The organism is Pseudomonas sp. PSE14 (assembly GCF_029203285.1).
Taxonomy (GTDB): Bacteria; Pseudomonadota; Gammaproteobacteria; order Pseudomonadales; family Pseudomonadaceae; genus Pseudomonas.
Genome location: NZ_CP115669.1, coordinates 1,607,730 through 1,620,110 on the forward strand (window position 1 = coordinate 1,607,730; position 12,381 = coordinate 1,620,110).

A 12,381-nucleotide genomic window follows, 5' to 3' on the forward strand; every position below is an offset into this window, starting at 1 on the left:
CGCTCTGCTCAGTTGCGGATCTTGGCCGTGATGAAGGCTTGCAGGTCGGACAGGGCGACAGGCTGCGACTCGGCGTCACGACGGCCCTTGTATTCCAGGGCGCCTTCTTCCAGGCCGCGCTCGCTGACCACGATGCGGTGCGGGATGCCGATCAGCTCCATGTCGGCGAACTTCACGCCGGGGCTGGTCTTCTTGTCGCGGTCGTCCAGCAGCACCTCGAAGCCGGCGGCGGTGAGATCCGCATAGAGCTTGTCGGCGGCGGCGCGTACGGCTTCGTTCTCGTACTTCATCGGCACGATGGCGATCTGGAACGGGGCCAGGGCGGCCGGCCAGAGGATGCCGCGGTCGTCGTAGTTCTGCTCGATGGCGGCGGCGACCACGCGGGATACGCCGATACCGTAGCAGCCCATGATCAGGGTGACCGGCTTGCCGCTCTCACCCAGTACGGAGAGCTTCATGGCTTCGCTGTACTTGGTGCCGAGTTGGAAGATGTGGCCGACTTCGATGCCGCGGCGGATCACCAGGGTGCCCTGGCCGTCCGGGCTCGGGTCGCCGGCTACGACATTACGCAGGTCGGCGACTTCCGGTACCGGCAGGTCGCGCTCCCAGTTCACGCCGAAGTAGTGCTTGTCGTCGAGGTTGGCGCCGGCGACGAAGTCGCTCATCAGGGCCACGGAGCGGTCGACGATGCAGGGCAGCGGCAGGTTCAGCGGGCCGAGGGAGCCGGGCGCGGCGCCGATGGCGGCCTTGATGTCCGCTTCGCTGGCCATCTGCAGGGGGCTGGCCACCAGCGGGTGGTTGCCGGCCTTGATTTCGTTGAGTTCGTGGTCGCCACGAACGACCAGGGCGATCAGCTTGCCTTCCTCGGCGGCGTGCACCACCAGGGTCTTGATGGTTTTCTCGATCGGCGCGCCGAACTTTTCCACCAGGTCGGCGATGGTCTTGGTCTCGGGGGTGTCGACCAGGCGCAGTTCCTCGGTGGCGGCACCGCGAGCGGTTTCGCGCGGCAGCGCTTCGGCTTTCTCGATGTTGGCCGCGTAGTCGGAGCTGTCGCTGAAGACGATGTCGTCTTCACCGGAGTTGGCCAGCACGTGGAATTCGTGGGAGCCGCTGCCGCCGATGGAGCCGTTGTCCGCCTGCACCGGACGGAACTCCAAGCCCAGGCGAGTGAAAATCTTGCAGTAGGCGCCGTACATGACGTCGTAGGTCTGCTGCAGCGAATCCTGGCTGGTGTGGAAGGAGTAGGCGTCCTTCATGATGAACTCGCGGCCGCGCATCAGGCCGAAGCGCGGACGGATTTCGTCACGGAACTTGGTCTGGATCTGGTACATGTTGATCGGCAGCTGTTTGTAGCTGTTCAGTTCGTTGCGCGCCAGATCGGTGATGACTTCCTCGTGGGTCGGGCCGACGCAGAACTCGCGGTCATGGCGGTCCTTCAGGCGCAGCAGCTCGGGGCCGTACTGCTGCCAGCGACCCGATTCCTGCCACAGCTCGGCCGGTTGGACGGCGGGCATCAGCACTTCCAGGGCGCCGGCGGCGTTCATTTCCTCGCGAACGATTGCTTCGGCCTTGCGCAGTACCCGCAGACCCATTGGCAGCCAGGTGTACAGACCGGATGCCAGCTTGCGGATCATGCCGGCGCGCAGCAGCAGCTGGTGGCTGATGACGACCGCATCGGAAGGGGTTTCTTTCAGGGTGGAAAGCAGGTACTGACTGGTACGCATCTTTGGCCGTTATGTCGGTTGCGAAGAGGGATGTAGGCTGGGCATTGTACGGTGCAGGTCTGGCTGCGTACAGGGCGTGGCGGGCAGAGAGGGAGTAGCAAGGTGAGTCGACTGAGTGCAGCGCAGGTGCAGGCGTTCATCCGGGCGGGATTGCCCATGGCGGATGAGATGGATTTTCGTGTCGATGCGCTGGAGAGGCGTAGTGCGTTCGCGCGCATTCCATTCCACGGCAAGCTGGTTCGCCCTGGCGGAACAGTATCCGGGCCGACCATCATGGCGTTGGCGGATGCGGCAATGTATGCGGTGATTCTGGCTCAGCTGGACAATGTCGAGATGGCCGTTACTTCCAACCTCAATATCAACTTTCTCAGCAAACCGAAGCCGGAAGATCTTCTGGCGGAGGCGAAGATATTAAAGCTCGGGCGCCGTCAAGTGGTGTGTGAGGTGTCTGTCTATTCCGTGAGCAATCAGGATGAGTTGGTTGCTCATGTAACTGGCACTTACGTACTGCCGATGTAACAAGTTCGTTCGAAGTTGTTTGCAAGTTGCAAGAAAAAGCCCGGCCGAAGCCGGGCTTTTCATTACCTGCGGTTTGTTCCGTATTACAGAACGGACAGCGGGTAGTCGACGATCAGACGGAATTCGTCGATATCGCCTTCGCCCTGATCTTCGTTGGCACGGTGCCAGGCTTGACGGATGCGGAAGGACAGGTCCTTCGCAGCGCCTTCCTGGATCACGTACTTGGCTTCCAGGTTGGTTTCGTGGTGCTTGCCGTCTGCGCCGTACAGACCAACGTACGGGCTATCCGAGTCAGCTTTGGTGCCGTCGATGTCCTTACCGTTGATGTAGCGGCCCATGAAGGTCAGGCCGGGTACGCCGTACTCTTTCATGTTCAGGTCGTAGCGAGCCTGCCAGGATTTTTCGCCCGGGCCGTTGAAGTCGGAGTACTGAACGGAGTTGGCGAGGAAGATCGAGTCGCCGCCCTTGTTGTTGTCACCGATGCCGATGTAGTCGAACGGAGTGTTGCCGTTAACTTTCTGGAAGGCCAGGGTGAAGGTGTGCGCGCTGATGGTGTACGCAGCGGCCAGCGAGTAGGCGTTGTTGTCGATTTCGCCTGCTTTCGCGCTGCCTTCGTCCTTGGTGTTGTAGTAGTTGACGTCGAAGCCCAGGGACTGGTCGTCGGCGATCGGCAGGGTGTAGTTCAGGTTGGCGTAGTACTGGTTCCACACGTCTTCCAGCTTGGCGCCGTACAGGGAGGCGCTCAGGCTGTCGGTGATGGCGTACTTGCCGCCGATGAAATCTGCGGTCTTGCCGGTCACGCCAGCGTAGTTCGCCCAGATTTCGCCGTCATGGCTGGTGTCGTTCTGGCTGGTGCCGGAGTAGTAGTGACCGCCTTCCACGTCCAGGCCGTCGAGCTCACTGCTCATGATGGCCACGCCGCTGGCGGTCTGGGGCAGCAGGCGGCTGCCGCCTACGGCGAATACCGGAGCGGTCGGCTGCATGTCGCCGGCCTTCAGCTCGGTCTTGGATACGCGGACTTTGACCGCGCCACCGGCTTTGCCGAAGGAGTCGGACGGTTCGCCGTCGTCGTTAATGGCGAGGTTCTCGGAACCGGTACGGCCGCGGCCGGAATCCAGCTTCAGACCCAGATAGCCAAAGGCGTCAACGCCAAAGCCGACGGTGCCCTGAGTGAAGCCGGAGCTGTAGTTGCCCCAGAAGCCCTGGGTCCACTCTTCGCGGTAACCGTTCTTGTGGCCGTGGGCAGCAGCGGTGGGGTTGCTACCACCATTACGGTAGTCACGATTGAAGTAGTAGTTGCGAACCAGGAAGTTCAGGCTGCTGTCTTCGACAAAGCCTTTTGCATCAGCCTGATTGCCTACGAAGGGCTCGGCCATTGCCAGTTGCGTGGTGCCTGCAGATACCGCCAGGGCGATGGCGCTCCACTTCATCACTTTCATTGTGATTGCTCCTTTGGTTTTGAAATTATCTGCCATCACAGTGCCGCGGTGACGGCTCATTCTTTTTGTCGGCGCTAACTTATAGCACGCGTGTTGTCTTGGCGATAGTTGCCTAAATAATCACGCGAAAACTTTACGGGGCTGTCGCAAACCTGCATGAGAGATGTCGCATTCAGGTAGATTCGATGTTGCAAAAAGAGATTGCTCCCCCGGTTTGCAGCATATTGTCGATTACGTCAGCCAAGGTGGTTCGTTCTCCATTGACCACTTTCGGGTTCCCTTCGTCGTGCTGCATTCAGGCAGAGCACGGCGGCGATGTCCTTGCCCCTTGTCCCTCTGCTAGCAACAAGCGTGCACAAATGCTCTGGTTGTTGCCGCGCGTCGCCGGGCTTGCGGCGCGATGACGCATTTCACGGCTTCCTTGGCCGTTTTGCAATAAAGAGCATGCGGCAGCGTCGTTTTCAGAATTGTGTCGCGTTCGTTGGTTTAACGATTTTTCGATGCTTTTCAGTGCACTTGGCCGTGGGTTCGCTTCCGGAGGCCTGTTGTCGGAATGTGTCGCGTTTGCGCGCTGCGCAGTTCTGGAGCCAGTTGGCTTGCGGGGCGCCCTGCTGAGGTGCGTTGCTGGCGTATTCGCTGGCGGGGCGCTCTAGTATGCTTCGCGCCCTTCGGCCCCTGGTGGGGCTAGTCTTATCAATGCGTTCGTCGAACAGGAGATGTGGTTATGTTCGTCCTGGATACCCGCCTGAAGCAGGACACCGTCCCGGTGGGGGATTTTCCATTGAGCAGTCTGCTGCTGATGAATGACTCGCAGTATCCGTGGTTCATCCTGGTGCCCCGGCGCGAAGACGTCAGCGAGCTGTTCCAGCTCGATCCCGAGGATCAGCAGCAGCTCTGGAGGGAAGCCACGCAACTGGCCGAGACCCTCAAGGACACCTTCTGCGCCGACAAGATGAACGTCGCCAATCTCGGCAACGTCGTCAGCCAATTACATGTGCACGTGATCGTCCGTCGCCGTAGCGACGTGGCCTGGCCAGGTCCGGTGTGGGGGCGGCATCCGGCGGTGCCATACAGTGCCGAGGAGCTCGCCCGCCTGCGCGAGAAGCTGCGCATGGTGTTGGGTGACGAGTTCCGATTCGCACAGGAGTGAGTGATGGAGCTGGAAGATCGGGTTGCCGACCTGGAGAGTCGACTGGCATTCCAGGATGACGCTTTGCAGACCTTGAGTGATGTGGTCTACGAGCAAGAACGGGTGATCGAGCGCCTGCGTCTGCAGATGCAGGCCTTGATCAAGCGTCTCGAGGATCTGCAGGGGCAGGTTGGTGTCGCGGATGACGAGGCGCCGCCACCGCACTACTGATCTCTTGAAAACGAAGCCAATAAAAAGCCCGCCAATCGGCGGGCTTTTTATTGGGTGTTCAGCGGCGGTTGGGCAGGGCCGCTATCACGTCTTCGGCCTGCAATCCCTTGTCGCGCTGGACGACGGAGAACTCCACTCGCTGGCCTTCGATCAGGATACGGTGACCCTCGCCGCGGATGGCGCGGAAGTGCACGAAGATGTCTTCCCCGGTGTCGCGGGAGATGAAGCCGAAGCCCTTGGAGGTGTTGAACCACTTCACGGTGCCGGTTTCGCGGTTTTCGTCGCTGATCGGCGCGGCGGCAAGGTCGGTGGGCTTGTTCAGGCTGGCGGCCCATTGCAGGACGACGGCGACGGCCAGGCTCAGCAGTGGCAGCAGAATGGCCGGCTGCTCGCCGATGAAGGGTAGCGGTGCAAGCAGGATAAGCACTTGCAGCACGACGGCCAGAACCACCAGTGCGGTCGACAGGCTTTGCAGGGCGGCGGGTTGCTTGAGGCTGCTGCCAGGGGCGAGCAGCAGGCTGGTCAGGCCGAGCAGGGCGAGATAGATGGCATCGCTTTGCTGCAGGTAGGGCAGGGCATCGCTGCGCAAACTGGGAACGAACGACAGCAAGAGTGCTGCGACGCCCGTCAGGAGATGGACGACTTTCAACATGGCTACAGATTCACCTTGAGCGGGTAACGAAGAAGCAGCCGTCCCGTGATGCGACGCCGAATAGGGAAATGAAAGCGTGCCGGACGGCCTATGCGCGAAACGCACGGCGGTTATTTAACAGCAAACCACTTGCCTTCACAAATCAACCGCTTAGGCCATTCGTAGGGGGAGGAAAAGCCCGCCTGTGGGCGGGCTTTCTTCTATCTATTAAGGAAGGTTCAGTCGGCGAGGAGGCTGCGGAGCATCCAGGCGGTCTTTTCATGCACCTGCATGCGCTGGGTGAGCAGGTCGGCGGTGGGCTCGTCGTTAACCTTGTCCAGCAAGGGGAAAAGATTCCGGGCGGTGCGGACCACCGCTTCCTGTCCCTGTACCAGCAGGCGGATCATTTCCCTGGCCTCCGGTACGCCTTCCTCTTCCTGGATCGAGGACAGGCGTGCGTAGGCGGCGTAAGTCCCGGGTGCGGGGAAGCCCAGTGCGCGAATGCGCTCGGCGATGCTGTCCACGGCCAGTGCCAGTTCGGTGTATTGCCCTTCGAACATCAGGTGCAGGGTGTTGAACATCGGTCCGGTGACGTTCCAGTGGAAGTTGTGGGTCTTCAGATACAGGGTGTAGGTGTCGGCCAGTAGTCGGGAAAGGCCGTCGGCAATGGCGGCGCGGTCCTGTTCGGCGATTCCGATGTTGATTTCCATGGCGACCTCCGTGGGGCTGCGTGTTTGTCGATTCGGTACTTGGAGGTCAGGCTAACATCGGCGGGTTTGTGGGGCTCTTGGCTTGTGTCAAGGCAATCGATAGAGTCCTTCTATTGTTTTCTGGCTGGCAAAGCGTGCGTCAGCGAGCAGGGGAGGCGGCTGCAAGCCTTGGTTTTTTCAGGCTATAATCCCGCCTTTGCCGCGGGATGCGGGCCCGTGGCGCTGTCTCAGCCAAGGTGTCCGATGCCGATTTACGAATACCAGTGCCAATCCTGTGCACATCAGCTGGAAGCCATTCAGAAGTTCAGCGATGCGCCGTTGGTCGATTGTCCGGCCTGCAAGGCTCCCGAATTGAAGAAGATGTTGTCGGCGCCAGGCTTCCGCCTGGGCGGCGGCGGTTGGTACGAGACCGACTTCAAGACCGGTGCGAAGAAAAACCTGGCCTCCGGCGATACTCCTGCGGCCTGTCCGGCCACCGGTTGCGGTGGTGGCGGCTGCTCCGCCAGCGAATGAGCGGTTCCCTAGAATTCAAGACTTTCGAGAAGCGAAACACACCATGATGCGCAGCCACTATTGCGGCCAATTGAACGAGAGCCTGGACGGTCAGGTAGTCACTCTTTGCGGTTGGGTACATCGCCGCCGCGACCACGGCGGGGTGATCTTCCTCGACGTGCGTGATCGTGAAGGTCTGGCCCAGGTGGTGTTCGACCCGGATCGCGTCGAGACCTTCGCCAAGGCCGACCGCGTGCGCAGCGAGTACGTGGTGAAGATCACCGGCAAGGTGCGCCTGCGCCCCGAAGGCGCGCGCAACGCCAACATGGCTTCCGGCGCAATCGAAGTGCTGGGTCATGAACTGGAAGTGCTGAACCAGGCCGAGACTCCGCCGTTCCCGCTGGACGAATACTCCGACGTGGGCGAGGAAACCCGCCTGCGCTACCGCTTCATCGACCTGCGTCGCCCGGAGATGGCCGCCAAGCTGAAGCTGCGCGCGCGCATCACCAGCAGCATCCGCCGCTACCTGGACGAGAACGGCTTCCTCGACGTGGAAACCCCGATCCTCGGTCGTCCGACCCCGGAAGGCGCGCGTGACTATCTGGTGCCGAGCCGCACCTACCCGGGCCACTTCTTCGCCCTGCCGCAGTCGCCCCAGCTGTTCAAGCAGCTGCTGATGGTGGCCGGCTTCGACCGTTACTACCAGATCGCCAAATGCTTCCGCGACGAAGACCTGCGTGCCGACCGCCAGCCGGAATTCACCCAGATCGACATCGAGACCAGCTTCCTGGAAGAAAGCGACATCATCGAGATCACCGAGAAGATGGTTCGCCAGCTGTTCAAGGAAGTGCTGAACGTCGAGTTTGACGAATTCCCGCACATGCCCTTCGAAGAAGCCATGCGCCGTTACGGTTCGGACAAGCCGGACCTGCGCATCCCGCTGGAACTGGTCGACGTTGCCGATCAGCTGAAGGAAGTGGAGTTCAAGGTCTTCTCCGGTCCGGCGAACGATCCGAAGGGCCGCGTTGCCGCCCTGCGCGTACCGGGCGCTGCCTCCATGCCGCGCAGCCAGATCGACGACTACACCAAGTTCGTCGGCATCTACGGTGCCAAGGGCCTGGCCTACATCAAGGTCAACGAGCGCGCCAAGGGCGTGGAAGGCCTGCAGTCTCCGATCGTCAAGTTCATCCCGGAAGCCAACCTGAACGTGATCCTCGATCGCGTCGGCGCGGTTGACGGCGACATCGTGTTCTTCGGCGCCGACAAGGCCAAGATCGTCTGCGACGCCCTGGGCGCGCTGCGCATCAAGGTCGGCCATGACCTCAAGCTGCTCACCAAGGAGTGGGCGCCGATGTGGGTCGTGGACTTCCCGATGTTCGAAGAGAACGACGATGGCAGCCTGACGTCCCTGCACCACCCGTTCACCGCGCCCAAGTGCACTCCGGAAGAGCTCGAGGCCAATCCGGCCAACAAGCTGTCCCGTGCCTACGACATGGTGCTCAACGGCACCGAACTGGGCGGCGGCTCCATCCGCATCCACGACAAGGCCATGCAGCAGGCGGTGTTCCGCGTGCTGGGCATCGATGATGCGGAACAGGAAGAGAAGTTCGGCTTCCTCCTCGACGCCCTCAAGTACGGTGCACCGCCCCACGGCGGCTTGGCCTTCGGCCTGGACCGCCTGGTGATGCTGATGACCGGTGCGGCGTCGATCCGCGAAGTCATCGCCTTCCCGAAAACCCAGAGCGCGGGCGACGTCATGACCCAGGCGCCGGGTACCGTGGACGGCAAGGCGCTGCGCGAGCTGCACATCCGTCTGCGCGAGCAGCAGAAGGCCGCCGAGTAAGTCGATTCAAATTGCAGCGGCGCCCGCATCCGGGTGTCGCATGCCGAAACAAGTGATACGGAGTGAGTTATGGCGGGTCATTCTAAATGGGCCAACATCAAACACCGCAAGGAACGTCAGGACGCCAAGAAGGGCAAGATCTTCACCAAGCTCATTCGTGAGCTGACCGTCGCTGCCAAGCAGGGCGGCGGGGTCCCGGCGGACAACCCACGTCTGCGCCTGGCCGTGGACAAGGCGCTGACCGCCAACATGACCCGCGACACCATTGATCGCGCCATCCAGCGCGGCGTGGGCTCCAGCGAAGCGGACAACATGGCCGAGCTGACCTATGAAGGTTACGCGCCCAGCGGCGTGGCGATCATCGTTGAAGCCATGACCGACAACCGCAACCGCACCGCGGCCGAAGTGCGCCATGCCTTCAGCAAGTGCGGGGGCAACCTGGGCACTGACGGTTCCGTTGCCTACATGTTCGAGCGCAAGGGCCAGATCAGCTATGCACCTGGCGTGAATGAAGAAGCCCTGATGGATGCCGCGCTGGAAGCCGGCGCCGACGATGTGGTGGTCAACGACGACGGTTCCATCGACGTGTTCACCAGCTTCGCCGACTTCATCTCGGTCAACGAAGCGTTGACCGAAGCCGGCTTCAAGGGTGAGGAAGCGGAGATCACCATGATCCCCTCGACCACCGCGACCCTGGATCTGGAAACCGCGCAGAAGGTCCTCAAGCTGATCGACATGCTGGAAGACCTGGACGACGTGCAGAACGTCTACTCCAACGCGGACATCCCGGACGAGGTGATGGCCCAACTGGGCTGATCCCTCCGCCGGCGATGCTCTGAAGCCGGAAGCGGGAGTGGTCATGAGTGGCGCCTCCCGCTTCCGGTTTTTGTTATTTGAAGTGCGCGTGACGGACAAGGTTTGATCGGACGGACATGACCCTGATTCTCGGTATCGACCCAGGTTCGCGGATTACCGGCTTCGGCGTGGTGCGCGACACCGGCCGCGGCTGCGAATACGTGGCCTCGGGTTGCATCCGCACCGGCAATGGCGAGCTTTTCGAGCGCCTGCAGATCGTCTTCCGCGGCGTGCGCGAGGTTATCCAGACGTACAAGCCGACCATGATGGGCATCGAGCAGGTGTTCATGGCGCGCAATGCCGACTCGGCGCTGAAGCTCGGTCAGGCGCGTGGCGCGGCCATAGTCGCGGCGGCGGAAGAGGGGCTGCAGATCGCCGAGTACACAGCCAGCCAGGTCAAGCAGGCCATCGCCGGCACCGGCGGTGCGGATAAGCAACAGGTGCAGATGATGGTGATGCATCTGCTCAAGCTGACGCAGAAGCCGCAGATCGATGCCTCCGACGCCCTGGCCATCGCGCTGTGCCATGCGCACACCCGGCAGAGCCTGGTGCCGCACGGCCTGTTGGGCGCTCGCCGACGTGGCGGCCGCCTGCGCCTGTGATCCCGAATCTAGCAATTAAGGACGCTTACCTGTGATTGGACGCCTGCGTGGCACCCTGGCGGAAAAACAGCCGCCGCACCTGATCGTCGATGTGAATGGGGTGGGCTACGAGCTCGAAGTGCCGATGACCACGCTCTATCGCCTGCCCGGCATCGGCGAGGCGGTGACGCTGCATACGCACCTGGTGGTGCGTGAAGACGCTCACCTGCTCTATGGCTTCGCCGAGAAGCGCGAGCGCGAGCTGTTCCGCGAGCTGATCCGCCTTAACGGGGTGGGGCCGAAACTTGCTCTTGCACTGATGTCGGGTCTGGAAGTCGACGAACTGGTACGCTGCGTCCAGGCGCAGGATACTTCCACCCTGGTGAAGATCCCGGGGGTGGGCAAGAAGACCGCTGAGCGCCTGCTGGTTGAGCTCAAGGATCGTTTCAAGGCGTGGGAAAATATTCCGTCGATCGCGCCGCTGGTGGTGGAACCCAAACTGGTCGCCGCAGTCTCAAGCGCCGAATCCGATGCAGTCAGTGCCCTGATCGCCCTGGGCTTCAAACCCCAGGAGGCGAGCCGCGCTGTAGCCGCCGTGCAGGAAGAAGGCTTGTCCAGCGAAGAACTCATCCGCCGTTCCCTCAAGGGCATGGTCTAGGTAGACACTGATGATCGAAGCCGATCGCCTGATTTCCTCAGCTTCCAGTCGCGACCGCGAAGAGCAGTTCGACCGCGCTATCCGCCCGCTCAAGCTGGCGGACTATGTCGGCCAGCCGGTGGTGCGCGAGCAGATGGAGCTGTTCATCCAGGCGGCCCGTGGGCGTCAGGAAGCTCTCGATCACACGCTGATCTTCGGCCCGCCTGGCCTGGGCAAGACCACTCTGGCGAACATCATCGCCCAGGAGATGGGGGTTTCGATCAAGAGCACGTCCGGCCCGGTGCTGGAGCGCCCCGGCGACCTGGCGGCGATTCTGACCAACCTCGAACCGAACGACGTGCTATTCGTCGATGAGATCCATCGCCTCTCGCCCATCGTCGAAGAAGTGCTGTACCCGGCGATGGAAGATTTCCAGCTGGACATCATGATCGGCGAAGGCCCGGCAGCGCGCTCCATCAAGCTCGACCTGCCGCCCTTCACCCTTGTAGGGGCAACGACGCGCGCCGGCATGCTGACCAACCCGCTGCGTGACCGGTTCGGTATCGTCCAGCGTCTCGAGTTCTACGGTGTAGATGACCTGTCCAGCATCGTCGCTCGCTCGGCGGGGATACTCGGCCTTGAGATCGAGCCGGCGGGAGCCTACGAGATCGCCCGTCGCGCCCGCGGCACGCCGCGGATCGCCAACCGCCTGCTGCGCCGTGTTCGGGACTTCGCCGAGGTGCGTGGCACCGGACATATCAGCAGCGACATCGCTGATAAGGCGCTGAACCTGCTGGACGTTGACGAGCGTGGTTTCGATCATCAGGATCGCCGCCTGCTGCTGACCATGATCGACAAGTTCGACGGTGGGCCGGTGGGTATCGACAACCTGGCGGCGGCCATCAGTGAAGAAAGACACACGATTGAAGACGTGCTGGAGCCCTATCTGATCCAGCAAGGCTATATCATGCGCACTCCACGGGGCCGTGTAGTAACCCGGCATGCATACCTGCATTTCGGCCTGAACGTGCCGAAGCGGATGGGGGAGGGGGCGACACCGGATATGTTTGCCCCTGAAGATAGTAATTAATTGCATTTGCGGGCGATTGCCGATTGGCAAAGCCTTTACTTGGTTCTAGAGTATGCGCGCACAACACGGGGGTCAGCCGTTCCAGCAGCGGTTTCGGGTCTATTACGAAGACACCGATGCCGGCGGCATCGTCTACTACGTCAACTACCTCAAGTTCATGGAGCGGGCTCGTACCGAGCGGCTGCGTGACCTGGGCTTTGCCCAGTCGCAGCTGGCGGGAGAGAACCTGCTTTTCGTCGTTCATTCGGCAGAGGCGCGCTACCACGCGCCGGCTCGCCTGGATGACGAGCTGCTTGTCAGCGCCGAAGTGGAGGAGTTGAACCGCGCGAGCCTGAAGTTTCGTCAACAGGTGAGGCGGGCGTCGGATTCGACCTTGCTCTGCGAGGGGCGATTCCTGGTGGCGTGCGTGCGGGCGGACAACCTGAAACCCCGCGCTATCCCAGATGTGTTGCGCGCGGCATTTGCCGGCAGTCCGGACACCCTTTCAGCAGGAGATTAAC

The 12,381-nt window shown here is 61.7% G+C and carries 14 protein-coding genes and 1 pseudogene; 10 read left to right on the plus strand and 5 right to left on the minus strand.

Annotated features, from left to right (window positions below; genetic code table 11):
* Positions 1-8: 8 nt before the first annotated feature.
* Positions 9-1,724 carry a proline--tRNA ligase gene (locus O6P39_RS07565; RefSeq protein ID WP_275610765.1) on the minus strand — a complete coding sequence of 572 codons (1,716 nt, stop codon included), beginning with the start codon at positions 1,722-1,724 and terminating at the stop codon, positions 9-11.
* A 111-nt stretch (positions 1,725-1,835) separates the two neighbouring features.
* On the opposite strand from O6P39_RS07565, the gene O6P39_RS07570 reads away from it, so the two are divergent.
* Positions 1,836-2,243, plus strand: coding sequence for a PaaI family thioesterase (locus O6P39_RS07570; RefSeq protein ID WP_275611908.1), 408 nt, complete (start codon positions 1,836-1,838; stop codon positions 2,241-2,243).
* Between the two features lie 83 nt (positions 2,244-2,326).
* On the opposite strand, the gene O6P39_RS07575 is transcribed toward O6P39_RS07570, so the two are convergent.
* On the minus strand, positions 2,327-3,682 hold the full coding sequence (locus O6P39_RS07575) for an OprD family porin (protein WP_275610766.1): 1,356 nt from the start codon (positions 3,680-3,682) through the stop codon (positions 2,327-2,329).
* A 724-nt stretch (positions 3,683-4,406) separates the two neighbouring features.
* Between O6P39_RS07575 and O6P39_RS07580 the strand changes: the two genes are divergently transcribed.
* Together O6P39_RS07580 and O6P39_RS07585 are read left to right on the plus strand one after the other, a co-directional pair.
* Positions 4,407-4,832, plus strand: a complete 426-nt coding sequence (locus O6P39_RS07580) for an HIT domain-containing protein (RefSeq protein ID WP_275610767.1) — start codon at positions 4,407-4,409, stop codon at positions 4,830-4,832.
* A gap of 3 nt (positions 4,833-4,835) precedes the next feature.
* Positions 4,836-5,042, plus strand: a complete 207-nt coding sequence (locus O6P39_RS07585) for a SlyX family protein (RefSeq protein WP_275610768.1) — start codon at positions 4,836-4,838, stop codon at positions 5,040-5,042.
* A gap of 58 nt (positions 5,043-5,100) precedes the next feature.
* Here the strand turns inward: O6P39_RS07585 and O6P39_RS07590 are convergent, their stop codons facing one another.
* The 3 genes and pseudogenes from O6P39_RS07590 to O6P39_RS07595 form a co-directional block, all read right to left on the minus strand.
* Positions 5,101-5,331, minus strand: coding sequence for a cold-shock protein (locus O6P39_RS07590; RefSeq protein ID WP_243806129.1), 231 nt, complete (start codon positions 5,329-5,331; stop codon positions 5,101-5,103).
* A gap of 99 nt (positions 5,332-5,430) precedes the next feature.
* Positions 5,431-5,694 (minus strand): annotated as a pseudogene (locus O6P39_RS27335) (cold shock domain-containing protein membrane protein); the annotation flags it as partial.
* 218 nt (positions 5,695-5,912) lie between these two features.
* Positions 5,913-6,383, minus strand: a complete 471-nt coding sequence (locus O6P39_RS07595) for a Dps family protein (protein WP_275610769.1) — start codon at positions 6,381-6,383, stop codon at positions 5,913-5,915.
* 243 nt (positions 6,384-6,626) lie between these two features.
* On the opposite strand from O6P39_RS07595, the gene O6P39_RS07600 reads away from it, so the two are divergent.
* The 7 genes from O6P39_RS07600 to ybgC all read left to right on the plus strand — a co-directional run bounded on the left by O6P39_RS07600 (position 6,627) and on the right by ybgC (position 12,380).
* The gene (locus O6P39_RS07600) at positions 6,627-6,896 is read left to right on the plus strand and encodes a zinc ribbon domain-containing protein (protein ID WP_275610770.1); all 270 of its coding nucleotides are present in this window, start codon (positions 6,627-6,629) and stop codon (positions 6,894-6,896) included.
* A gap of 43 nt (positions 6,897-6,939) precedes the next feature.
* Complete coding sequence (aspS, locus tag O6P39_RS07605; RefSeq protein ID WP_275610771.1) at positions 6,940-8,718, plus strand: aspartate--tRNA ligase; 1,779 nt, start codon at positions 6,940-6,942, stop codon at positions 8,716-8,718.
* Between the two features lie 69 nt (positions 8,719-8,787).
* Positions 8,788-9,534 carry a YebC/PmpR family DNA-binding transcriptional regulator gene (locus tag O6P39_RS07610; RefSeq protein WP_275610772.1) on the plus strand — a complete coding sequence of 249 codons (747 nt, stop codon included), beginning with the start codon at positions 8,788-8,790 and terminating at the stop codon, positions 9,532-9,534.
* A 116-nt stretch (positions 9,535-9,650) separates the two neighbouring features.
* A complete protein-coding gene (gene ruvC / locus O6P39_RS07615; RefSeq protein ID WP_275610773.1) occupies positions 9,651-10,175 on the plus strand; it encodes a crossover junction endodeoxyribonuclease RuvC in 525 nt (174 codons plus the stop codon).
* 31 nt (positions 10,176-10,206) lie between these two features.
* Positions 10,207-10,812: a Holliday junction branch migration protein RuvA gene (gene ruvA, locus O6P39_RS07620; protein ID WP_275610774.1), complete on the plus strand. Its 606-nt coding sequence runs from the start codon at positions 10,207-10,209 to the stop codon at positions 10,810-10,812.
* Positions 10,813-10,822: 10 nt separating this feature from the next.
* Complete coding sequence (gene ruvB, locus O6P39_RS07625) at positions 10,823-11,881, plus strand: Holliday junction branch migration DNA helicase RuvB (RefSeq protein ID WP_275610775.1); 1,059 nt, start codon at positions 10,823-10,825, stop codon at positions 11,879-11,881.
* Positions 11,882-11,933: 52 nt separating this feature from the next.
* Positions 11,934-12,380 carry a tol-pal system-associated acyl-CoA thioesterase gene (gene ybgC / locus O6P39_RS07630; RefSeq protein ID WP_275610776.1) on the plus strand — a complete coding sequence of 149 codons (447 nt, stop codon included), beginning with the start codon at positions 11,934-11,936 and terminating at the stop codon, positions 12,378-12,380.
* Position 12,381: the final 1 nt, after the last annotated feature.